The organism is Blautia pseudococcoides, from assembly GCF_001689125.2.
Lineage (GTDB): Bacteria > Bacillota > Clostridia > Lachnospirales > Lachnospiraceae > Blautia > Blautia pseudococcoides.
In genome coordinates this window covers 1,404,851-1,426,349 of record NZ_CP015405.2, presented here as the reverse complement: position 1 = coordinate 1,426,349, position 21,499 = coordinate 1,404,851, and the positions used below count along the sequence as shown (strand labels likewise).

General features: G+C 44.4%; 23 protein-coding genes. 3 read left to right on the top strand and 20 right to left on the bottom strand.

Going from position 1 to position 21,499, the window contains the following annotated elements; all coding sequences use genetic code 11:
• Positions 1–7 precede the first annotated feature (7 nt).
• Complete coding sequence (locus A4V09_RS06685) at positions 8–988, top strand: phosphotransferase family protein (protein ID WP_065541660.1); 981 nt, start codon at positions 8–10, stop codon at positions 986–988.
• On the opposite strand, the gene abc-f is transcribed toward A4V09_RS06685, so the two are convergent.
• The 5 genes from abc-f to A4V09_RS06660 form a co-directional block, all read right to left on the bottom strand.
• Entirely contained in the window at positions 978–2,501 is a 1,524-nt protein-coding gene (gene abc-f, locus A4V09_RS06680; RefSeq protein WP_065541659.1) for a ribosomal protection-like ABC-F family protein, read from the bottom strand. The two genes, A4V09_RS06685 and abc-f, sit on opposite strands and share 11 nt — an antisense overlap.
• Positions 2,502–2,844: 343 nt before the next feature.
• Complete coding sequence (locus tag A4V09_RS06675) at positions 2,845–3,810, bottom strand: D-alanyl-D-alanine carboxypeptidase family protein (protein WP_242963990.1); 966 nt, start codon at positions 3,808–3,810, stop codon at positions 2,845–2,847.
• 130 nt (positions 3,811–3,940) lie between these two features.
• The gene (locus A4V09_RS06670) at positions 3,941–5,095 is read right to left on the bottom strand and encodes a sensor histidine kinase (protein WP_065541658.1); all 1,155 of its coding nucleotides are present in this window, start codon (positions 5,093–5,095) and stop codon (positions 3,941–3,943) included.
• Positions 5,073–5,768: a VanR-ABDEGLN family response regulator transcription factor gene (vanR, locus tag A4V09_RS06665; RefSeq protein WP_065541657.1), complete on the bottom strand. Its 696-nt coding sequence runs from the start codon at positions 5,766–5,768 to the stop codon at positions 5,073–5,075. Before vanR ends, A4V09_RS06670 begins: the two co-directional genes overlap by 23 nt.
• A 77-nt stretch (positions 5,769–5,845) precedes the next feature.
• A complete protein-coding gene (locus A4V09_RS06660; protein ID WP_084043457.1) occupies positions 5,846–6,337 on the bottom strand; it encodes a sporulation initiation factor Spo0A C-terminal domain-containing protein in 492 nt (163 codons plus the stop codon).
• A 132-nt stretch (positions 6,338–6,469) separates the two neighbouring features.
• Between A4V09_RS06660 and A4V09_RS06655 the strand changes: the two genes are divergently transcribed.
• On the top strand, positions 6,470–7,216 hold the full coding sequence (locus tag A4V09_RS06655) for an XRE family transcriptional regulator (RefSeq protein WP_065541656.1): 747 nt from the start codon (positions 6,470–6,472) through the stop codon (positions 7,214–7,216).
• Between the two features lie 24 nt (positions 7,217–7,240).
• Here A4V09_RS06655 and A4V09_RS06650 read toward each other — a convergent pair whose 3' ends face one another.
• The 11 genes from A4V09_RS06650 to A4V09_RS06600 form a co-directional block, all read right to left on the bottom strand.
• Complete coding sequence (locus A4V09_RS06650) at positions 7,241–7,861, bottom strand: hypothetical protein (protein WP_065544667.1); 621 nt, start codon at positions 7,859–7,861, stop codon at positions 7,241–7,243.
• Positions 7,824–9,077, bottom strand: coding sequence for a hypothetical protein (locus A4V09_RS06645; protein WP_065541655.1), 1,254 nt, complete (start codon positions 9,075–9,077; stop codon positions 7,824–7,826). The genes A4V09_RS06650 and A4V09_RS06645 overlap by 38 nt, the downstream gene beginning before the upstream one ends.
• Positions 9,077–9,955 carry an ABC transporter ATP-binding protein gene (locus A4V09_RS06640; protein WP_065541654.1) on the bottom strand — a complete coding sequence of 293 codons (879 nt, stop codon included), beginning with the start codon at positions 9,953–9,955 and terminating at the stop codon, positions 9,077–9,079. Before A4V09_RS06640 ends, A4V09_RS06645 begins: the two co-directional genes overlap by 1 nt.
• 64 nt (positions 9,956–10,019) lie before the next feature.
• Positions 10,020–11,237 carry a sensor histidine kinase gene (locus A4V09_RS06635; RefSeq protein ID WP_065541653.1) on the bottom strand — a complete coding sequence of 406 codons (1,218 nt, stop codon included), beginning with the start codon at positions 11,235–11,237 and terminating at the stop codon, positions 10,020–10,022.
• Entirely contained in the window at positions 11,225–11,899 is a 675-nt protein-coding gene (locus A4V09_RS06630) for a response regulator transcription factor (RefSeq protein ID WP_065541652.1), read from the bottom strand. The genes A4V09_RS06635 and A4V09_RS06630 overlap by 13 nt, the downstream gene beginning before the upstream one ends.
• A gap of 175 nt (positions 11,900–12,074) precedes the next feature.
• A complete protein-coding gene (locus A4V09_RS06625) occupies positions 12,075–12,968 on the bottom strand; it encodes an aldose 1-epimerase family protein (RefSeq protein WP_065541651.1) in 894 nt (297 codons plus the stop codon).
• Between the two features lie 68 nt (positions 12,969–13,036).
• The gene (locus A4V09_RS06620) at positions 13,037–14,380 is read right to left on the bottom strand and encodes a sn-glycerol-1-phosphate dehydrogenase (protein ID WP_065541650.1); all 1,344 of its coding nucleotides are present in this window, start codon (positions 14,378–14,380) and stop codon (positions 13,037–13,039) included.
• Positions 14,381–14,601: 221 nt separating this feature from the next.
• On the bottom strand, positions 14,602–15,327 hold the full coding sequence (locus tag A4V09_RS06615; protein WP_065541649.1) for a P-loop nucleotide/nucleoside kinase family protein: 726 nt from the start codon (positions 15,325–15,327) through the stop codon (positions 14,602–14,604).
• A gap of 37 nt (positions 15,328–15,364) precedes the next feature.
• Entirely contained in the window at positions 15,365–16,138 is a 774-nt protein-coding gene (locus A4V09_RS06610; RefSeq protein WP_065541648.1) for a DeoR/GlpR family DNA-binding transcription regulator, read from the bottom strand.
• Positions 16,139–16,804: 666 nt separating this feature from the next.
• Positions 16,805–17,887 carry a LacI family DNA-binding transcriptional regulator gene (locus A4V09_RS06605; RefSeq protein WP_065541647.1) on the bottom strand — a complete coding sequence of 361 codons (1,083 nt, stop codon included), beginning with the start codon at positions 17,885–17,887 and terminating at the stop codon, positions 16,805–16,807.
• 371 nt (positions 17,888–18,258) lie between these two features.
• Complete coding sequence (locus tag A4V09_RS06600) at positions 18,259–18,600, bottom strand: LysM peptidoglycan-binding domain-containing protein (protein ID WP_065541646.1); 342 nt, start codon at positions 18,598–18,600, stop codon at positions 18,259–18,261.
• Between the two features lie 232 nt (positions 18,601–18,832).
• Between A4V09_RS06600 and lexA the strand changes: the two genes are divergently transcribed.
• Entirely contained in the window at positions 18,833–19,459 is a 627-nt protein-coding gene (lexA, locus tag A4V09_RS06595; RefSeq protein ID WP_065541645.1) for a transcriptional repressor LexA, read from the top strand.
• Between the two features lie 141 nt (positions 19,460–19,600).
• On the opposite strand, the gene rsfS is transcribed toward lexA, so the two are convergent.
• From rsfS to yhbY, 4 genes are read right to left on the bottom strand one after another with little or no spacing between them, the layout of a single operon-like run.
• Positions 19,601–19,954, bottom strand: coding sequence for a ribosome silencing factor (gene rsfS, locus A4V09_RS06590; protein ID WP_018598167.1), 354 nt, complete (start codon positions 19,952–19,954; stop codon positions 19,601–19,603).
• The gene (gene yqeK, locus A4V09_RS06585; RefSeq protein WP_065541644.1) at positions 19,951–20,553 is read right to left on the bottom strand and encodes a bis(5'-nucleosyl)-tetraphosphatase (symmetrical) YqeK; all 603 of its coding nucleotides are present in this window, start codon (positions 20,551–20,553) and stop codon (positions 19,951–19,953) included. The genes rsfS and yqeK overlap by 4 nt, the downstream gene beginning before the upstream one ends.
• Complete coding sequence (gene nadD, locus A4V09_RS06580; RefSeq protein WP_065541643.1) at positions 20,543–21,181, bottom strand: nicotinate-nucleotide adenylyltransferase; 639 nt, start codon at positions 21,179–21,181, stop codon at positions 20,543–20,545. The genes yqeK and nadD overlap by 11 nt, the downstream gene beginning before the upstream one ends.
• A gap of 27 nt (positions 21,182–21,208) precedes the next feature.
• Positions 21,209–21,499, bottom strand: a complete 291-nt coding sequence (gene yhbY, locus A4V09_RS06575; RefSeq protein WP_065541642.1) for a ribosome assembly RNA-binding protein YhbY — start codon at positions 21,497–21,499, stop codon at positions 21,209–21,211.

The following is a 21,499-nucleotide window of genomic DNA, read 5'->3' as shown; positions in this document are numbered from 1 at the left end:
TAATAGTATGATAAGTATGACGAAAAACACACAGTCCCGGGAAACCCTGCTGCAAATGGCACAGAAAGCCTTTCCCGGTGAGACCTGCACCAAAATCCAGGAACTGACCGAAGGTTATTTCAATGTGGCATACCTTCTGCTTTTTGACAGCGGCCGGGAAAGTGTCCTGAAAATTGCCCCTCCAAAAGATGCGCGCATTATGTCTTATGAAAAAAACATTATGTATAGCGAGGTAACCGCCATGAGGCTTGCTGCCCAAAAGACGGATGTGCCTGTGGCAGAGATCCTCTTTTTTGATGACAGTCTTACCCTTTGCAGTTCCCCCTACTTTTTTATGGAAAAGCTGGAGGGAAACAGCCTGTCCTCATTGGGAGACTCCATACCGGACTCTGACAAAAAGAAGATCCGGAAAGATTCCGGAATGCTGAACCGGAAAATAAACAACATCACCGGAGAATCCTTTGGCTATATCTGCCAGCCTCCTATGCAGGACAAGAACTGGTATACCGTATTTTGCCGTATGATGGAAATGGCATTTTCGGATGCAGAAGCCATGTCCATAGATTTAAAAATCTCTGTGCCTCTGTTGAAGCGCTTTCTTGAAAACAGCAGGACCGTGTTTGAACAGGTTACGGTTCCCTGTCTGGTGCACTGGGACTTATGGGACGGCAATATATTCGTAAAAAACAGCAGCATCACCGGCCTGATCGACTGGGAACGCAGCCTGTGGGCAGACCCTTTGATGGAAGTGGGGTTCCGCACCTACGGACAGGACCCTGATTTCCTCTCCGGTTACGGCAGGGAAACTTTATCTTCCCAAGAATATCTTCGGGCGCTCTGGTATGATATCTATCTGATGGTACTGGTTGCCCAGGAATACACTTACAGACAATATGAAACCACTCAAATGTATGACTGGTCCACCGGAATACTTACAGATAAATTTGCTGAATTAAGTCAGTATTATACCCGGACCTCTAAATCGTAATTACCTGGGTGGCACAGCGGCTCCCAAAGTCCTTATCATGCTCCACCAGCAGCATGGTCGGCGCGTACTCCAGAATCAGATTCTCGATCTGCATTCTGGAGAATATATCAATATAGTTCAATGGCTCGTCCCAGATATAGAGATGGGCGGGTTTCAGAAGGCTGGATGCTATGAGAACTTTCTTTTTCTGGCCTTCTGAATACTCTTCCATATTCTTTTCAAACTGTGTCCTTTCAAAATCCAGCTTACGAAGCACAGCCCGTAACAGGCTGCCGTCTATGGATTCCCGCTCCATATACGCATCAAGGCTCCCCCTTAAGAAAGAGGTATCCTGGTTAATATAGGAGATTTCCAGCCCTGCCGCCAGTTCGTGCCGTCCCCGGATGCACAGGTTCTCCACACCCGGAACGCTGATTCCGGCATCCTGCAGAATCATTTTCAGGACACTGGATTTTCCGCATCCGTTTTTTCCCTGCAGTAAAATCCGCTCCCCGCGTTTCAGTTCCATGCTGAAATTTTCAATTACCTGCGTGCTGCCATAAGAGATGGCTGCCTCCTTTGCCCTGACATAGGTCTCCTTATGGTGGGTAAGGGGCGTGAGTCTGAGCTGTACCGGCTGTTCCAGATTTTTCAAAAGCTGTTCCTTATCCCTGATCGCCGTCTGCTGCCTGCGTTCCAGGTTCTTTCTCCTCTGCTGCATACGTCTGGCTTTTTCTCCGATATAAGCCCTTGTGTCAAGAAACCTGTCATGCTCCACCGAAGGATTGAATCCGATTTTCGAGCGCTCCGCCTTCTCTGCCCATGCAGAGGCTTTTCTGGCAGATTCCTCCATCTTCTTGATCTCCTGTTTCAGTTTCTCATTTTCAGAGATCTCATACTGGTCCCGTTTCTGCTTATTCTCCCACCAGGAACTGAAATTTCCTTTTTCCACCTCGATCTGGTTTCTCTCCAGTGCCAGCACATGGTCAATACAGGAATCCAGCAGCCACCTGTCATGGGATACCAGTATAAATCCCTTTTTCTTTTTCAGATAATCACACAAAAGCTCCCTTGTCTCCATATCCAGGTGATTGGTGGGTTCATCAATAAGCAGGAAATAACTCTCCCTGGAAAAAAGCACAGCCAGCATGACCTTCGTGCGCTCCCCGTGGCTCAGGGTATCATACGGGCGGTAGAGTATATCAGCCTCCACACGCAGCAGGTCCAGTTCCCGGCAGATTTTCCACAGCTCATAATCAGGCTGTATGCCTTCTATCACCTCTATGGTGTCATGTCCCATCTCCTCCTCCCTGATTTGAAAAGGAAAATAATCAAATAAAACCGAACTGCTGATACTGCCCCTGTAGGCATACTGTCCCATCAGCAGTCTGAGCAGTGTGGTCTTTCCTTTGCCGTTCCGCCCCATAAGCCCTAATTTCCAATTGGTATCCAAGATAAAGGAAGCCTCACAAAATACATCATCATAACTTCCGTCATAGCTAAAAGTCAATCCTGATACGCTTATTTTTGCCATAATAAAATCACTCTCCCAGCAGTCGCAGAGACGTTATCTCTATGTCTCTGCCACCATTAAAAAATCGCCTGTTACCAGACGATTTTTATATCCGCGCAAAAATAAAGCCGCTCAGCACAGAAAAAAAGAGGGCTCCTGCGAATATAGCCTATCTTCTGATAACATGACAAACATTCGATACGAAATCGTACCGTTCTTCCAGTTTCCACATGTTTTCAAAAAATAGATTATTTTCTCATCGGAGCACCTCTCTTTAAATTCTGAAAACAGCATATCACAGCCGGATACAAATTTCAAGCCTTTTATGGCTTTCATGCAGAATTGCTTTTTTGTGTAAAATCGTTCAGCTTTTACCGATTTGGTTATACACCTTCACTGCGTCCTTCACATGATACTGCTTTGTTTCGTGGTTCCCATTGGCATGGGCCGTTACGAGAATATACTCTTTCCCGTCTATTACCGCCATACTGGCGAGACAGAGTCCGGCATCTTTGGTATACCCTGTTTTTCCTCCCAGTATCTCGCCGCCGTTCACCTCGGCACTGCTCATCTCCCGGAACATGGTGCTGACAAATGTAAATCCCTGGGGATGACAGGCTGATGGGCTTGTACTATGTCTGCTGCTGGTAAACACCTGACGGAATGTCTCATTTTCCAGCGCATACCGCAGCAATGTGGAGATATCCCTCACGGTAGAATAATGATTCACATCCTGAAGTCCTGTGGAATTGGTAAAATGCGTCCCATCCATGCCAAGTTCCCCTGCTTTTTCATTCATCATGTCCACAAAAGCCTCCTCCGAACCGGCAATGCTGCCCGCAAGTGTCAGACAGCATTCTGCCCCGGAGGGAAGCAGAACCCCATAAAGCAGATCCATACCTACAGCTTCCTCACCCGGACAAAATCCGGCCATAGAGGCACCTTCCGCGTAGAGCCCCGGAAAAATCCCCTCCGGAACCGTTATACTTTCCTGCAGATCCGGAATGTTCTCAACAGCCAAAACCGCTGTCATGATCTTTGTAAGAGATGCAGGATACACCTTTTCATCAGCTCCTTTGTCCGCAAGGATCTTGCCTGTCTCCCGGTCCATAAGGATAGCATTTCGGCTGTTCAGCCCGTTCAGGTTTTCCACATCTTTTTCTTCTGTCCAGGAAACAGTCTCCCCTTCGCCCTGGCCTAAAACAAAAAACGCGGTAAAACTCATTAAAATCACAGACAGCATAACTGCCGCTAACATTTTCCGCCTTCTTTGGCGCCTTCTTCTCTGCCCTCTGGTCATCTTTCTGTCTGTTGACTGTCTCTTATCCATCTGTACGCACATCCTCTCTGAATATATAAAGAACTCCCCTGTTCTTAAAGACATTATATCTTTTGGGGGAGTTCTTTCCTTTAATATTCAGTTGATATTTTCCTAAGAAAATCCTAAGATGTTATGTGTTTCAGCGTTTGGGAAGTGATACATAGAATACGGTCAGCTCCTCTTTACTCTCTGCCCTGAGTGTTCCCCCATGCTGCTCCACAATCTCTTTGGCGATTGCCAGGCCCAGCCCTGCGCCTCCTGTATTACTGCCCCGGGCCTCATCCAGCCTGAAAAATTTCTCAAAAATAGATTCCAGCTTCTGGGCCGGAATGGTTTTTCCTTTGTTCCCTATGGAAATCTCTACACTTTCATCAATCTCTTTGGCGCTGATCTCAATTGCGGTATCCGGATAACTGTATGCCACTGCATTTTTCAGAATATTATTAAATACTCTTGCCAGTTTTTCCGGATCCCCATACAGTTTAAGATTCTCATCCGCGTGAAGGCTTGCCGTGTTCCCATGAGCCGAGAGGATTGGATAGAATTCATCCATCATCTGTACCAGCATATAATATAAGTCAATGGTCTCCTTCTCAAGAGGTATCTCCTGAAGGTTATAGCGGGTGATCTCAAAAAACTCATTTAAAAGACTTTCCAGCCGGCACGCCTTGTCAAAGGCAATCCCCACATACTTTTCCTTCTGTTCTTCCGGCATATCCGGCGCCTCATTCAAAAGGCTCAGATATCCCATCACAGAGGTAAGCGGTGTCTTCAAATCATGTGCCAGATAGGTCAGCAGGTCACTCTTACGTCTGGACTCTTCTTTTAAAATCTGTTCATGATGCTCCATAACGGTTTTTACCCGCTCCATCTCTGTTCCAAGTTCTCCATACGGCGGTGAAAATATCACTTCTGCTTTTGCATTTTCTGTATTCATATACGTGTGGATCAGCTTCACTGCTTCATTCGCTGCAGCCTTCACTTTCTTTCTTGTATAAAAATGAATGGTAGAATAAATGACCGCGGCCATAAACAACACTATGGCACAGAAACACTTCAGCAGAAAATCTTTCAGCACAGGCCAGGATATGTCCTGACTGTAATATGACATGCCGGAATCTGTATTCTCCTGAGATGTGGAGACTACAAATTTTCTGACAAACCAATCCAGAAACAATCCGTTTCCCAGAGTATCCACCAGATAAAAGATGCCGTAACATACAATAAGAATAACATAAAAACTAATAATCACTTTTAAGAGAAATAGTAATCTATCCTTCAATTTTATAACCATACCCCCAGACTGTTTTAATATACCTTGGATTTTCAAAAGAATCATTCATCTTTTCCCTCAGGTGGCGGATGTGCACGGTTATGGTATTATTACTTTTACTGAAATACTCATCTTTCCAAATCTCATGAAACAACTCCTCTGCACTCACCACTTTTCCCTTTTCCCTGCACAGTATCTGCAGAATGGAAAATTCTGTTGGTGTCAGGGAAAGAAGTTTTTCATCCAGCGTACATTCATGTGTCCTGATATTCAGCACAAGGCCGGAATGCTCCAGAATATCTTCACTGGCTTCATAACCCGAATTATATCTCTTATATCTGCGGAGCTGGGCTTTCACTCTTGCCACCAGTTCCAGGGGCCGAAAGGGTTTTGTGATATAATCGTCTGCCCCCAGGCTCAGCCCCGTGATCTTGTCCAGCTCTTCCCCTTTTGCCGTCAGCATGATCACAGGAAACGTGTACTTTTCTCTGATCCTTCTGCATATCTCCAGGCCGCTCATACCGGGAAGCATAATATCCAGTACCGCCAAATCTATCTTTTCCCTGTCAAAACAGGCCAGAGCCTCCTCGGCTGTATAATATTTAAAAACCTGGTACGTTTCATTTTCCAGGTACAATGCAACCAGGTCGGCGATCTCCTTCTCGTCGTCTACTATCAGTATCTTTTCTGCCATGGTATCTTCCTCCTTCTGCATCTATCATACCAGGAAATCACTAAGAATTTATTAACATTATCCTAAGTTTTTGCATTTCAGTGCATAAGTATCCGTCCATCTCTGAAATACGCGGCAATGGAAGTGATAAATTGTCCGTTGCTTGGACGCTTTTGTATGTAATAATTCGCAATTTCACGATACAGTTCCTGATTGCCCCGCTCCCACATCACTTCTATGGCATGGCGGATATTCCGTTCCACACTGGCGGGAGCTGTATTGCATTGAGAGGCCACCTGGGGGTAGAGACACTTCATCATGCCATTCAGGCTGCTGTTCCCCTCTACTTCCAGTGCAATTGCTTTCCTCAGATACAGATGCCCTTTCAGATTCGGAGTGATGCCCAGTCTGTTCAGCAGGATACCTGTGCGCGCTCCCACATCCATTTCTATGAGTTCCTGACAATAACCGGTCATATCATCTGTATGCCTGTCCCTTTTTTCCAATATTTCTGCCTGCAGCAGATATTGCAGCGCCATCTCCAGTATCTTCCCCTCTGCCAGCAGTTCTTGAAAATTTTCACGATTCATGGTATATTTCCTCCCAAATAGAATATTTCTCAGTGGTTCTGTAAAACACGAATGTTTCTATTATAAGAAACCGGCCGATACTTGTCAACGCAGCTCACTGCCATAATATTCCATATTTGGAAGGAATGGAACATGGATAATAAAAAATTAAAGGAAATCATGAAGGCGCAGGGCTATACGATCGAAATGTTGTCTCTGATCAGTAAAATCCCTGTCGGAACACTTTCTAAAATCATCAGCGGAATCACATCGAATCCCGGATATGAAACCATGTCCGCCATAGCCAAAGCGCTTCATTGTTCTTTGGATGAATTTTCAGGGCGTCCTGTCTTGATTCCCTATGACTATGAGGAATACCTCCGCCGCTTCAAGCTGCTGCCCACCTGCCAGAAAGAATATATCAAATATGTGATCGACCTGGAATATGATCGCATGATCCATCTGCAGAATGATAAGAAAATATCCCTGAGGTGTTATGAATTCACCAACATTGTGGATGGCTGGGCCGAGCTTGACAGCGCCAAAACACACAATGTAACGGTAGATAAAAACCTTCTGACAGACTCCTGTACCTTTCTCGTCTGGCTCCGCACAGATTTACTGGAGCCAAAATTTTTCAAAAATTCCGTCCTGGGCTTTCAACGCAATGAGGGACAGCGGCCAAAAAGCGGTGAAATATGGATCGTACTTCATAACGGCCTGCTGTTTATCGGAAGGTTTTATAAAAGCCATGAGAGATTCATCCTAAAATCCTTAAACGGGACCATTGACGACATTTCGGCTACAGACTATTCTCAGTACCGCCGTTTAGGACTTTATGTCGGGTGTGTGGATGTTCCTGAGCTTACAAACGAAAAGACCGCTTTTGGGCAGGATTAACCTGCCATAAGCGGCCTTCTTTTCTTATTTCTTTCTGTTTCTTATCCATAGGCCTGCTGCAGTCAGCACAATGCCTGCTGTACCAAGCCATATCTTATTCTCCATCTTTCCCTCCATGAGAGAAAACAAATAAAATTTCCCCATATACTTTTCCCCTGAGCCATAACAGCAGATGTAATAAAATACGGGAATCATATAAGCGATTGCCAGATTATCCGTTATACCATAGGCCAGGATCCCAAGTCCTCCAAGGAAAACGCAGCTTGCCATGGCGCATAAAAAGTAAGTTCCAAAAGGAAAGGTGCACGCTCCAAGCCTCATCTGAAATAAGACCAGCAGATTCAGCACTGCCAGTATGAGATATGCCTGCAGCAAACGCAAAAGCTGCACATTTCTTACCGGATATTCTTTGCTTGCCAGCAAATCCCTGATATCTTTGTTCTGCTCGGGCATAAAAAGCGGCGTCAGCAGCACAATGCCCAGCAGTGAAAAATATATATCCAATACCTGTCCGGCTTGAGACTGATTCAGCGCTTCCAGGCCCACGATCACCGGAGCGAAAAGGCAGAACAGCACACCTGCTGTAAAATGTCCGGCATAATGATTTTTAAAGTATTCTTTTTCTATGGATAAAATTCTTTCCACGGCCTCCCAGCACTCCTTTCCGCTTCATGTGATAAATCACCATAGTACCTGCCATAAGCGCTAAGGCAAGCCCGGCGTACAGCAGTCTGTTTTTGACCATCTGTCCGTACACGGACAGCCATACGTCTGTGGACTGGTCATTATTAAACCGTGGGATCAGGTTCCATCCTACCGTGCCAACCAGCTTTGTTCCTCCGGCGCTGATGCTTACGATCCAGATCACCACCTGTACTAAAATAGCAGCCGGTCCTCCCACGGATTCGGACAGGAAGAATCCCAACGCCAGAACAAACGCCGCCTCCGGTAAAATCCATCCTAAAATGTATTTTCCATAGGCCAGCAGATCCACTGCCACTCCCAGCTGGTGTCCGTAATACATACACTGAAGCGTGGGCATAACTGACAGCAAGAACAGTGGAACTGCGATCAGGAATACAGCGGCAAAATACCGTGCTGCTATAATGGCCGCAGAGGACGCTTTTCTGGCATAAATCACTTCCTGGGCCATAGAGCGTTTGTCCCTGAGCGTTCTGGTCACCGCCAGAAATACCGGAAGGAGGCCCAGGATAATGCCCATATAGTCACAGAAGATCCTGGCTTTTCCTCTGGATATGCGGTCCGTATACAGACTGGCATCATAGATTTTTTTTGCATCGTCGTAAGTGGCATAGGTCATGGCATTATTTTTAATCTTGTCAGCAGCATAGCTGGTCCCTCCGCCGATGATCTTATCCGCTTTTTTCATGTACCGTAAAAACTTATCGTAGGACAGATTTTCTGCCGGGGCAAGGATGGGCGGATTGACACCTGTCATCTGGATGGATGCCCCATTTTCTATAGGTGTTTTCTCATCCGACTCCCGGATTGCCTCTGAATATCCATCTTCCATACCTGTACAGGCCGTTAAGATCTGATGGATCCCTTTCTGTTTCTCTTCCGTCAGGACCACATTTTTATAAAATCCCACCGGATATGCAGTATAGCTGTTTCCCTCATATTCTCCGGCAAGCATGGCCAGGGTTGCTCCCATGATCTCCTGCTTATCAGAGCTGGTTTTCAGCCCATAGCTCTGTTCCTGCCCCTTTAAAGGCTCCGAATATGGGGTAAAGCTTCCCACCTGGCTTACATAGAAGAAAATAAGCGCAGCCAGAAACAAATAATAAATGAGGCTTTTCAACATCTGCCCGCATTCCTTGGCAAAAAGTTTAAAAAACATTATTTTCTCCTCCTCTCCTCCTGCATCAAATACATGTAAGCATCCTCCACATTTGCCTCACATACCTGCGCATCGGCGAAAGGCTTTTCATCTGCGATCAGACGGACACAGGCATGATTCCCCTGCATCATCATACTGGTGACCGTATAACTATTCCTGATGCTTTCTAATTCCATCCTCGATACCTGGGCACTGTAGATCCTGCCGCTGGCCTCCTCCAAAAGTTCTGTCACGGTCCCCTGAAAAAGCACACAGCCCTTGTTCAGAACAGCAATGTCTTCGCAGGTGGCCTCAACATCCCCCACGATATGTGTGGACAGTATGACAATTCTGTCCTTTGCCGTCTCGCTGAGCAGATTACGAAAACGCACCCTCTCTTCCGGGTCAAGGCCCGCCGTCGGTTCATCCACGATCAGCACTTTGGGTTCGTGCAGCAGCGCCTGTGCAATGCCAAGCCTCCTGCGCATTCCGCCCGACATGGCACGCACCTTGGTTTTTACATCATCTGAGAGATTTACCTGTTCAAGCAGTGAGGGAATCCTCTCCTTTCTCTCCCGCCCGGAAAGGTCTGACAATACGCCCAGGTAATCCATGGCCTCATATACAGACATATTTCCGTACATGGAAAAGTCCTGTGGAAGATAACCGATGATCCTTCGGATTTCCCTGTCATTGTTAATATCAATACCGCATACGCGTACGTCCCCTTCTGATTTCTGCAGCAGAGTTGCAATGATTTTCATAAGCGTTGTCTTGCCGGCACCATTGGGACCCAAAAGACCGAACATTCCCTGACGGATGGTGAGGTCCACATTTTTTAGAGCCTGCTTTTTCCCGTAGTTTTTACTCAGATTTTTGATTTCTATCTTCGTATCCATTTTTGTCTTACTTCCTTTCTCCTTATCTGCTTCTTATCTTAACAGGGAAATCTCTATACTTTCCCTACAGACAGGAAAATACCGCGCAGACAATTGCACCTCCGCAAATACTGTTGGCAAGTTCCAGCTCTCCCCCGTGTTTTTTACAGAGCAGGGCACTGATGGACAATCCTATGCCAAAATGGCTGTTGTCCCCCTTCTTTTCCCTGTAATATGGAGAGACAGCTTTCACCAGTTCCTCTTTTGAAAACCCTCTTCCGTCATCTTTTACATACAGACGGATGGGCCCCTCCTCACGCCCGGCTTCCAGGAGCACTTCAATCCTCTTATCTGCATAACGGAGGGCGTTTGACAGAAGGTTTTCAGCCACTTCCAGAACAAAAAAATCATCTGCCAGCAGTTCCGTCTCCGGATTTCCCTTCATCCTCACTACAATTTCGGTACCGCTTGTCTCATTAAGAGGCGCTGCCGTCTCACATATTTTTTCAAAGAGACAGGAGAAGCGGATATGCTTCCCCTTTGGCATCCGTTCTTCCATACTGTGGATCTCTTTCATGGTCCCTCCAAAGTTCTCGAGCCTTCCCAGTTGTTCCTGCATGGTATGGAGAATCTCTATAACCTTTTCTTTTTGCAGCCGGTCATCCGGATAAAAGCGAAGCAGCAAGTCCACATATCCCTGCATAACGGTAAGCGGCGTGCGCAGATCATGGGCAAACGCCGCGTTCAGAGTTCTCTGGTCTTCTGCCTGATTCCAGAGGTTCTCCTGATACGAAATGAGCTGCAGGCGCATGTCATCCAGGCATCTGCAGAGCTGGCCCATTTCATCCGAACTGTCATATCTGCAGGAATACCCCATGTCATTTTGGGAAATATGCTGGGCTGCATCTGTCATAATATCAATGGGCTTTTTCAGCTTATTCCTGTAATACAGCCTGGACACAAAAGCAATTGCCAGTACAGAATACAGCAGCACGCACCCATACTGCAGAATATTAATGCCTTCCAGCAACAGGATATCCAACTTGGTCAGCTTTTTTTCCGGTATTGAATACTCAAAGGTAAAGACAGTATTCTTCTCCTTATCCAGTACCATCTGCGATGTCTTGTGCCCATACGGCTTCTCAATGATCCGTTTCCATCCATTGCAGGTCTGTATCGTCATGGCAGAGGCCAGACAGATTGCCAGTACCGCCACGAAAATATAAAAGCGCAGAGATTTCCTGAGATTCAGATTTCTGATTTTCTTTCCCAGATCCTCCAGGTATTCTTCTATCCAATCCATTGATAGCCCACTCCCCAAACAGTTTCTATATAGTCATGGTTTGTATATTTTTTCAGTTTCAACCGGATCCTTCTGATATGCTCCATAATAATACTGCTGTCTCCATCCCCGTCATACCCACGGACAGCTTCATAAATGCGTTCTTTGCTGAACACCTGTTTTTTATGCATGGATAAAAACTCTATAAGGTCAAATTCCATTTTGGTGAACGGTATCTGTTCCTTTCCATAAAACACTTTCCGCTGTGAGTAATTGATTACCAGCTTTCCCTGAAACCTAAGTTGTTCTCTGGATGCCATTCGTCGCTCCCGCCGCAGATGTGCCATAATTCTGGCCTCCAGTTCATCCATGCTGAACGGTTTCATAATATAATCATCACCGCCAACCATCAGTCCATTTACTCTGTCCTGCTCTTCCACTCTTGCAGTGAGAAAGAGAATGGGACAGCTCACATAATCTCTGATCCTTCTGCAGACCTCATATCCGTCCATATCCGGCATATTAATGTCGAGAAGGATCATATCAGGCTGTATCTTCATTTTTTCCAACGCGTCCTCCCCGCCATCCGCTGTATAAATTTCATATCCCTGCAGCTCAAAATAATCTTTCAGCATACAGCGGATATCCTTCTCGTCATCCACGATCAAAATTTTTTCCGCCATTCTTCCTCCCATCCAGCTCTGCGCGAGTACTTCTTTTCCTGCCAAGAGCATTTTTATCCATTTTATAATCAGGATAACAAAAAAATCTCTACAAAATCTCTACAAAAAAGCTGCCGAACATTTCTGCCCTGCAGCTTTTTGATCTTCTTTTTATAAGTTCCAAAATCCCGGCCGCTTATCTGTGAAAAGTAAGGCAATAACCCTTATGAAAAGTTTCCCCTTTTTTCAGAGAAATAATATCCGGTTTTTCTGAAATATCTCCTGTGAAACCATAGTCATCACAGCGCCCCATCCATGGCTCCAGACAGATATAAGGTCCTCCCGGCATTGTCCAGATGCCGAAATTGGTAAACCCTTCGCACTCCATGGTCACATAAGGTCTCCCGTCAGGGTATCCGATCCCCACCCATTCAATCTGGGTATCATCAAAGATCAGGGCATCCCTGTCAAACATATGATCTGTAATGGGGCATCTGTAATATCCTTCCGCCTCTTCCACATGCAGCGTGTATTCTTTGGAAGCATCTGCCGTACCGCTGTCGCCATACACCAGTTTGTATTTAAGCGCCGGTCCCTCTTTAAACAAAAGGTAATAATCGGTCTGTTTACTACCCTGCAGAATGGGAACGTTGAAACCGGGATGTCCACCGATCGTGAAATACATGGTATCTCCACTGTTGTTCACCACATTCCATTCCACGGTAAGCTTCCTTTCCTCCAGACGGTGTGTGATATGCAGTTCAAAATCAAAGGGAAAATAGCTTCTGGTGTTCTCATCCGAAATCAGTTTGTGGGTAAGGGCCGAATCTGTCCTGCTGATACAGACAAACTCCCTGTCTCTGGCAAATCCATGCTGGCTGGTATGGAATTCCTGTTCCTGCAGACGGTATGTATCGTTGTGATGCTTTCCTACATTTGGAAAGAGAACAGGCGCGTGGCGGTTCCAATAAGGTGGCTTTGCCTGCCATAACTCTTCTCTCTCATTTTCCTTATCATACACACTGACTAATTCAGCACCGTGGTCCTCTATGGATACTCTCAGAAATTCGTTCTCCAAAATCTGTCTCATGACTCTAAGCTCCTTTTTTCATCATTGCTTCTAGTTTATCACAAGCAGGAGGGGCAGTGCAATGTGAATTATGCCTTATATATTTCTTTGATCAGGTCTTTACTGAATCCTTCCTGAAGCTCCAGGTCAAATAAAAGCTGCAGAAGCCCAAAACGGTTTCTCAAATCTTTCGCATAATAAATGCTCCGTTTGAAAACATCTTTTGTCACCTTGATCTGCTCCGGATAATATGACGCGTCCATTGACTTCAGAATGTCAATAATTGTCTCCGCCTTTGGCAGCTCATCAATCAGCGCCTGAATCTTATCCAAATGCTGCAGATAAGCCGCTCTTCTTCTTGTTACTTCTTCATTTTTATTTTTTCCGATGGACTGCTCCAATTTCAGGACACCAGGCGCTGCCGGTCCGTAGGCTGTCTCAATCTCTTCGCTCCAGGTATTGTAGTCAAAATGCGGTGCGCTGCCTGGCACTGCATCTTTGCCAAGCTCCCGGAGCTTTTCATACATCTTGATAGCTGCCACAGTTCCGATTCCCACCTTTGTGCCGTGAAGGGGATCCGGCTGCTGGTCAAGCAGAAACATCATTTCCCAGTAATGAGACATGTGATGCTCACTTCCTGATGCAGGCCTGGAATTGCCGATATAGCTCATGACAATACCGCTGAGTACAAGACCTTCCATAATGGCTGCCACTGCCTCTTTCTCTCTTTTTGCTGCCCTCTCTGCGTGATCTACTACCTTCTGGATAGATTCCCTCACCATAGCAGCCATCTCCGGACAGTAATATTCCCCATTAATAATGTGAGCAAGCTGCCAGTCTGTCAGGCAGACATATTTTCCCAGAATATCACCTGCGCCTGCAGCGATCATGGACAGCGGTGCCTGGGCCAGAATATCCAGATCTCCGATTATCACTTTTGCTGTATGGGCTTCATATGTAGTTTTCAGATGCTTGATTATAAGCGGTGAAACATTGGAGGCATAGCCGTCCATTGACGGTGCTGTACCCACAATATAATAATCCAGATTCATTTTAAAACTGATAAAACGGCATAAATCGTTGATAGTACCAGATCCCACGCCGATGATCAGATCACAGTCCCTGTCAATCTCTGTAAGAAAATATGTGACTGCCTCCTCATCCGGCACAAGCTCCTTATCCTGAAAAACAATTGTCTGATATGGAATTGGCGTCTTGTTCAGCACTGCACATACTTTTTCCCCAGCCACCTCTTGTGTATTGATATCACTGACCACACAGAGTTTTTTATAGCCATGCTTTCCCAAAATTTCAGGAAGACGCTCAATGGCATTCTCCTCAATGATAATATCCTCAATGCTGCACACATGTGTCTTTCCACAGGAACAGTGATATGGTTTCTCCAAATATTTTTTCCAGTTTATCTTTTCCATTGTTTTGCTCCGGAGTGCGACGAAACATTACTTTCAGCTAGCTGTGCGCCACACTCTGCTCCTTTCTGTCAGATTCTATTTTGGGTAACGGTATTGGTACTGAATTATCACCCTATGTTTTTACTATAGCAGAATCTTTAAGAATGTCAAACTACCGTTTAAATTATTAATTGATAGTATTATTAATAATTTAAATTATAAATAAATTTACCAAACTGCAGCTATCTTTGCAGTTTTAGGCTGGATATTATATTTTGCAGTTCTTCTGTCACATGCCGCAAATCCACTTTTGAAAAGTCTGTGGTGTCAATCTCCATAACTGGTCCCGGAAGCCGAAACTCTACCATCCCCCGCTCTGTAATTCCCCGGATAAACTCTTCCTGTGTGAGAACTGGCTGTATGTTTATTTCTGGGTTTGTTTCTGGGTTTGTTTCTGGGTTTGTTTCTGGGTTTGTTTCTGGGTTTGTTTCTGGATTTGTTTCTGGATTTGTTTCTGGGTTTGTTTTTGGCTTTGTTTTTGGGTTTATTTCCGGCTTTTGATAACAATCATTAACAATATGGCCTTTGTGTCTGTCTGGTGAATTATTTCTTTCTGTCATCCTCTTGAATAGAACGTTATAGTCCCCGGTAAGGCGAACAGTTACAGCCTGATAACCATATTCTTCAAGCAATGACTGAATTCCCGGTCTCGAGACATTTTCAAAATTATTTTCCAGCAGGAACGGCTGTCCTGTCCTCATCATCTGGCCTGCAAAATAATACATGGTCTCCATCGCTCCTGTTCCAAGCGCAACTTTTTCTGTCCTGGAGCGAAAACCAATAGTATCGAATAAAATTTCTTTGATCTTGTCCTTTGAAACCAACGGAATATGCAGAGATGCTGACAAATACTCTGCCAGGGCAGTCTTTCCGGACGCGGGTATCCCGGTCACTAATATACAGTACATTTTTCCTCCTCGTGCAGCAGACATACGGACGGATCCTTTATACAACCGCAATGTCAACCTTTACTTTTAATTTCTCTGCCTGCATGACAAAGTCTTCAGAAACCTGGTCATCGGTAATCAGAAGATCATATGCAGTGATCGGGCAAACTGAGTGAATTGATTTTTTCCCCAATTTCTCGGAGGGATACACTCCTATGTTCCTGGAGCTGTTTTTCATGATCAGCCTGCCAAATTCCACTCCGGCACTGTTGTGTATAGATGCTCCATTTTCAATCGACAAAGCTGTATGTGACAAAAATGCTTTATCCAGACTTATATTTTTCATCATCTGCATTGTATAGAAATCATGGCAGTGCCCTCGGTGGGACATCTCCCCGCCAAGCAGTATGACAGACACATTCAAATGTCTCCGCAGTTCGTCTGCCACTGTCACGGAATTGGTGACTACCGTAAAGGAAAAATCTGTTGGCAGATATTTCGCCATATAATAACCAACCACAGAGGTAGTCAGATATACTACGTCATTTTCCACAATATATTCCGCAGCTTTTTTTGCCGCTGCAAGACAGAGTTCATTCATATCTGAAACCTCTTTGGGATTATACAGTTCTTCCGGATATTTCCCTTTTGGACCGGTGCTGATCGCACCTCCATGTGTTCTTTTTAATAATCCTCTGCTTTCCAGAGAACGCAGGTCTCTTCTGACACAATCGGAGGATACATGAAATCGCTCCTGTATTTCATTGACTGAGATGTGACCGGATTTATTTACCATCTCGACAATCATCTTTTGACGTTCTTCCATGAACATGGCTTCTGTCTCCTTTCCAGGGCCTGCCAACGAGTAAGGAACAAACATTGTCCTTATTTCTATGTGGGACCAATACCGTTTGCTGCATTGTGTTTTTGTAAACGCGAAAATAATTTAAATTGATTTTCTACTCTTAGTTCTTATTTGTGCTTGCCTCTTACTTGTTTATTCTTGTTTGTTCTTGTTTTGTTCTTGCTCATCACTTGTTTATTCTTGTTTTTGCTGTTTCCCATCAATCATTGGTTCTATATGGGATATAATACACTACTCTGTAATCGTTTTCAAGAACAAATAAGAGCCGTTATATCTATTAATATTTAGAAAACTACTACTATGTTCATGGAGGGGCGGAGCTTCATCACATCTGTTACATTTTTTCATCCGCTCCTATAACACCTATAAAAAATAGATAGCTGCCGTTTTAATAAGTAAAACCAAAAAACAAAAGACATCTCTCAAACCGGATACATCATTTTCTCATGTACAATTGCAGAATATGATGTGTTCAATCTTCAAGATGCCTTTTGCCAATTTTTTGACGCAAGCTACTTTATATTTTTTATTTCGCATTTTAGATTTTGAATCCGAATGCTGAAATTGGCGGTCCCCCTTTGCTAGACTTGCAACCATTCAAGTATTGCAATCGCTCCTGCTTTTTCAGACCATCTATTTTAATTTCGGATAAGAACTACTGCCTCTTACTACGAGTCGTGGTTCATATTCAATATGATGAACCATATTTTCTCCAGTGCTGTTATTTTTAGCCTTCTGTTCTCCCATCTCCTGTATAAGGATCTCACAGGCATCCTCGCCTTTTTTTGAAACATAATGTTCCACGGTTGTTAGGTCAATTCCTCTGAGACCTGAAAAAAGAAGATTATCACATCCAATTACAGAAATATCTTCCGGAATCCTGTATTTCTCCTTCAACAGTGCATCTCTGATTCCCAGGGCAACCATATCGTTTGTTCCTGCGATCGCGGTAATCTGGGGCACCTGCTGGATCAGTTCCAATGTCAGTTCATATCCGGTCCTGTATTCCATGTCAATTTCCTGAAACATAATATCCATTTCTTTCGGAAGGCTTCTTACATATACCCCATGGGAACAGCCGGCTTCCGCAAAAGTCTCGCAAAAGCCTTTGATTCTTGCTCTGCGGGCTGACTGCCGCTCTGTCAAAGGGGTTGAAATGAAACCAACTTTACGGTGCCCCAGTCCCAGTAAATACTCTGCAAGCATACGTCCCATTTTTTCACTGTTCAATACCACGGTATCTATCCCTGACACCACATCCTTCTCACCGATCAGAACCACAGGGATTTTCTTCGACACATTCTGCAGGGATTCCGGAAAAGTAGGTGCAAAAGTATAGATAACCCCAGAAGGATTCAGTTTTTCTATCTTTTTTAAATACTTCTCCTCAGTTTGATAATCCCTTCTGGTATTACACAGAAAAACATCAAATTTATTTTTCTGCGCTGTCTTTTCTATCCCTTGTATCAGCGAAAAATAATAGGGATTTGTAAAATTAGGGCAGACAACAAATATGGTACCACGCATGCGTATTCTGGAGGCGCGCGGTTTCTTCTCATTGGTATATCCTAACTCCTTTGCCGCCTGTTCAACTTTTTTGATCGTCTCTCTGGAAAAGGAGACATTGTACTTCTGATTCAGAACCATTGATACTGTGGCCTGGGATACTCCTGCTCTCTTGGCCACATCTGTTGATGTCACTTTCTTTCGATTCATAAACTTCCCTCTGCACGTATCCGCCCGTCTCTATTGTGATTTATTATCTGTGCTATATTGCCGTATAATAACCGGATGCCGCTGTTCACATACTGTAAAATCCCATCCCTTTGAACAGCAGTCTTCCTATACTTGATTTTTATCTTATCACAAAAAAGCAGGCATGACCATATGCATACAAACAATGTTTCATATGTCACTGTTCACAATTTGCTTAAATCACAGTTTTTCCTTCAGCAACACGCTGCACAATGCACTACTGATCCCATTATGGCAGTTCCGCCTTTCAGGGTGGAGAATACTATTAATTGCATTCTGACGCCGGGCAGCTTAGGATGTTGCGATTTTGCCGCGCATCGCACAGCTCCCCTTTACTTTTGTTCGGAAGAATAATAAGGAACACAAAGATAAGCTCCCTCATAGATAATATCACTTTCCAAATGATTCATCTGCATTACTTCCTCTATATACTGCTGCGCAGAATTGTACTCCTCTGTCATATAATCACCAGCAATCTCCCACAGGCTGGTACCTTTCTCTATCTGGATACTGGCATAATATTTGGTCCGGCTGCTGTCAGCAGTTCCCGCATTGGCTGTAGCGGCTGCCCGGACAGAAAAAATCAATGTTATCACCAAAGCCAAAAAACCAATCCCCAAAAGTTTTGCTCTGTTTGTTCTCCGTCTTCTTGCTCTTTTCCTGCTTTCCCTCATAGCTTTTCTCCTTCGTACATACAAATATATGTTCGCGAACATGCGTTCTATTTACTATAACCCATCATAATACAAGAACACACGTTTGTCAATAGTAATCGAACAAATATTCCGAATATCTGTTTGCATTTCGTATCAAAATATGTTATTATATTTTTAGTGATCGCATGGGCAGCAAACCATATCGCTCCAAAAACAAACCCCTATCAGATCAGAACCGGAGGTATTACATATGTCATATGGAAAAATCAGTAAAAAACAATCCGAAATTTTAGAATATATGAAAAACGAAATCCTTAACCGCGGTTTTCCGCCATCTGTACGCGAAATCTGTGAGGCAGTCAATTTAAAATCCACCTCTTCCGTACACTCACATCTGGAAACGCTGGAGAAAAACGGCTATATAAGAAGAGACCCCACTAAGCCGCGGGCAATTGAAATTGTAGATGATAACTTCAACCTCGTCAGAAGAGAGACCATAAATGTACCGATCATCGGCAAGGTTGCAGCCGGAGAACCGCTGCTTGCCATGCAGAACGTAGAAGGCTATTTCCCAATTCCGTCTGAGTATATGCCCAACAAACAGACATTTATGCTGGTTGTACAGGGGGACAGTATGGTCAATGCAGGTATATTCAGCGGTGACTATGTAGTGGTTGAGAAACAGGAGAATGCCGAGAACGGCGATAAGATTGTTGCTTTGGTTGATGACTCGGCAACGATCAAAACATTTTATAAAGAAAAAGACCATATCCGTCTCCAGCCGGAGAACGACTATATGGATCCCATTGTGATATATCCGGAACAGCAGTTCCAGGTACTGGGAAAGGTAATTGGGGTTTTCCGATTCATGAAGTAATGTTAAACCGCAAAATTCCTGTCATCAGGAACAAGGTACATATAACACAGCACAATATAAAAGCCGCCGTGCAGAAGTCTCCATCTGCACGGCAGCTCTTATAATTATTCATGATAATAGATAACCGTGGAAGCGTGGTCTCTATTTATCCAGTTCTTCTTTTTCAATCAGGGAACCATCTCTCCAGATTCTTTCCAAATCGTAGAAAAGGCGGTTTTCTTCATCAAAGATATGGATAACCACATCCCTGTAATCCATCAGAATCCAGTTTGCATTTTGATAACCTTCAATCTGCTTTGGCTCGATCTGTGCTTTTCCAAGAATTTCTTCCACATTATCTGCCATGGCCTGTACCTGATTCCGGTTGCTTCCGCTGGCAATAATAAAATAATCTGCCAGAGTAGATACCTTTTCAATATTGATAATCTTTACTTCCAGCGCTTTTTTGTCTTCCAGTGCCTCACATGCCATCCGTGCAATTTCTTTGCTGTTCATATATTCGCCTCCTTCTGTATTTTACTGTTATGAATTTTCTCGTAATAAATAAATGCTTCTTTTGTAGCAGGATCCAGAGTCTTTGGATCGCTGCCAAGATAGTCCAGTGTATCCTTCAGCACCTCATACATACACTCATCCAGATTCTCGAAAGCCAGTCTGCGTACTTTAAGCAGATTTGGTGCCTTGTCTCTGCCAGGCTCTATATAGTCTGCCAGATATATGATTTGTTCAAGCTGTGTCATCTCAGGCTTGCCTGTGGTGTGCCAGCGGACAGCAGACAGAATCTCTTTATCCTCTACATCATATTTTTTCCCGGCTATATAAACTCCAAGTTTTGCATGCAGAAGAAATGGTGCCTGTTTTTCTATCTCCGAAACCGGAATATTCTTTTTTTCACACAACTTCAGCTTCTTATCGTTAGGTATACATTTTGCACAGTCATGAAGCAGCCCTGCTGTCTGGGCCTTTTCCAAATCACCGCCGTGGGCCATAGCTAAAGCCGCCGCTGTATACATAACTCCAAGAGTGTGTATATAACGCTCTTCATCGAGATGTTTCTTCAGCTTTTTTGAAAAGGCTTTCAAATCATAATTCATCTGTATCACATTCCTCGTAAATATGGTTCTCCCTGATATATGCGATCACATTGTCAGGCACATAATACTTTATTGTCCTCTGCCCTGCAATCCAGGAGCGGAGCATGGCTGACGATATATCAATATTCAGGGAATTCAGTTTGCGGAAAGTTCCGCAGTATTTCTCCTCCAGGAAACGGATCGCCTCATCCAGACGTTCTTGGCTGGTATGATTTCGCGTTGCCGCCACCACGGTACATGCCCTGCATATTCTTCCAGGCTCCCTCCATTTGTCAAAATCAAAAAGAGAATCTGCGCCCAGAATAAAAAAATAATCTGTATCCTGGTGCTCTGCCTTTAAACGCTCCAGAGTTCTGTACGTGTAAGTGAATCCATCTTCATTCATCTCCTCCAAAGAGAGGGAGAAGTGCGGATTTGAAGCGATTGCTCTTCTCACCATTTCGCTGCGCTGTCCATCCGTTGCCCTGTGAAGGCGCCTTCTCTTATGAGGAGGATTTCCTGCAGGCATAAAAAGTACCTGGTCTAAGTCAAACTGCTCATAGGCTGTCTCGCCCAAAATCAGATGTCCAATATGGATGGGATCAAATGTCCCTCCCATGATGCCCACTCGTTTTCTTTTCTCGCACATGACTGTTCCTCTTATCAGGATATCCTATTATGGAAGAAATATTTTCTTCTTTTCTTTTTTTCCTTCTTTATATAAAACTATTTTCTTGCCAATCACCTGTACCACCTGGGATTTTGTCCTCTCAGCCAGTACCTCTGCAATTTGTTTCGGATCGTCCATACAGTTCTGAAGTACATTTATCTTAATCAGTTCTCTGGCTTCCAGCGCTTCCGCTACCGACGCCGTATTCTCCGGTGTCAGGCTGGATTTTCCAATCTGCAGGATGGGATCCATGGTCATAGCAAGACTTTTCAAATAAGCCCTCTGTTTACTTGTCAT

Coding starts and splice junctions, on each gene's coding strand:
- A4V09_RS06675 (WP_242963990.1), bottom strand. CDS start 3,810: ATGGATAAGAGACAGTCAACAGACAGAAAGATGACCAGAGGGCAGAGA.
- A4V09_RS06610 (WP_065541648.1), bottom strand. CDS start 16,138: ATGTTCATGGAAGAACGTCAAAAGATGATTGTCGAGATGGTAAATAAA.
- nadD (WP_065541643.1), bottom strand. CDS start 21,181: ATGTGCGAGAAAAGAAAACGAGTGGGCATCATGGGAGGGACATTTGAT.
- A4V09_RS06635 (WP_065541653.1), bottom strand. CDS start 11,237: ATGGATTGGATAGAAGAATACCTGGAGGATCTGGGAAAGAAAATCAGA.
- A4V09_RS06655 (WP_065541656.1), top strand. CDS start 6,470: ATGGATAATAAAAAATTAAAGGAAATCATGAAGGCGCAGGGCTATACG.
- A4V09_RS06600 (WP_065541646.1), bottom strand. CDS start 18,600: ATGAGGGAAAGCAGGAAAAGAGCAAGAAGACGGAGAACAAACAGAGCA.
- A4V09_RS06645 (WP_065541655.1), bottom strand. CDS start 9,077: ATGTTTTTTAAACTTTTTGCCAAGGAATGCGGGCAGATGTTGAAAAGC.
- yhbY (WP_065541642.1), bottom strand. CDS start 21,499: ATGACAAGTAAACAGAGGGCTTATTTGAAAAGTCTTGCTATGACCATG.
- A4V09_RS06685 (WP_065541660.1), top strand. CDS start 8: ATGATAAGTATGACGAAAAACACACAGTCCCGGGAAACCCTGCTGCAA.
- A4V09_RS06625 (WP_065541651.1), bottom strand. CDS start 12,968: ATGAGACAGATTTTGGAGAACGAATTTCTGAGAGTATCCATAGAGGAC.
- A4V09_RS06670 (WP_065541658.1), bottom strand. CDS start 5,095: ATGGTTATAAAATTGAAGGATAGATTACTATTTCTCTTAAAAGTGATT.
- A4V09_RS06615 (WP_065541649.1), bottom strand. CDS start 15,327: ATGTACTGTATATTAGTGACCGGGATACCCGCGTCCGGAAAGACTGCC.
- yqeK (WP_065541644.1), bottom strand. CDS start 20,553: ATGAATTATGATTTGAAAGCCTTTTCAAAAAAGCTGAAGAAACATCTC.
- lexA (WP_065541645.1), top strand. CDS start 18,833: ATGTCATATGGAAAAATCAGTAAAAAACAATCCGAAATTTTAGAATAT.
- A4V09_RS06630 (WP_065541652.1), bottom strand. CDS start 11,899: ATGGCGGAAAAAATTTTGATCGTGGATGACGAGAAGGATATCCGCTGT.
- A4V09_RS06620 (WP_065541650.1), bottom strand. CDS start 14,380: ATGGAAAAGATAAACTGGAAAAAATATTTGGAGAAACCATATCACTGT.
- rsfS (WP_018598167.1), bottom strand. CDS start 19,954: ATGAACAGCAAAGAAATTGCACGGATGGCATGTGAGGCACTGGAAGAC.
- abc-f (WP_065541659.1), bottom strand. CDS start 2,501: ATGGCAAAAATAAGCGTATCAGGATTGACTTTTAGCTATGACGGAAGT.
- vanR (WP_065541657.1), bottom strand. CDS start 5,768: ATGGCAGAAAAGATACTGATAGTAGACGACGAGAAGGAGATCGCCGAC.
- A4V09_RS06605 (WP_065541647.1), bottom strand. CDS start 17,887: ATGAATCGAAAGAAAGTGACATCAACAGATGTGGCCAAGAGAGCAGGA.
- A4V09_RS06660 (WP_084043457.1), bottom strand. CDS start 6,337: ATGAATCGTGAAAATTTTCAAGAACTGCTGGCAGAGGGGAAGATACTG.
- A4V09_RS06640 (WP_065541654.1), bottom strand. CDS start 9,955: ATGGATACGAAGATAGAAATCAAAAATCTGAGTAAAAACTACGGGAAA.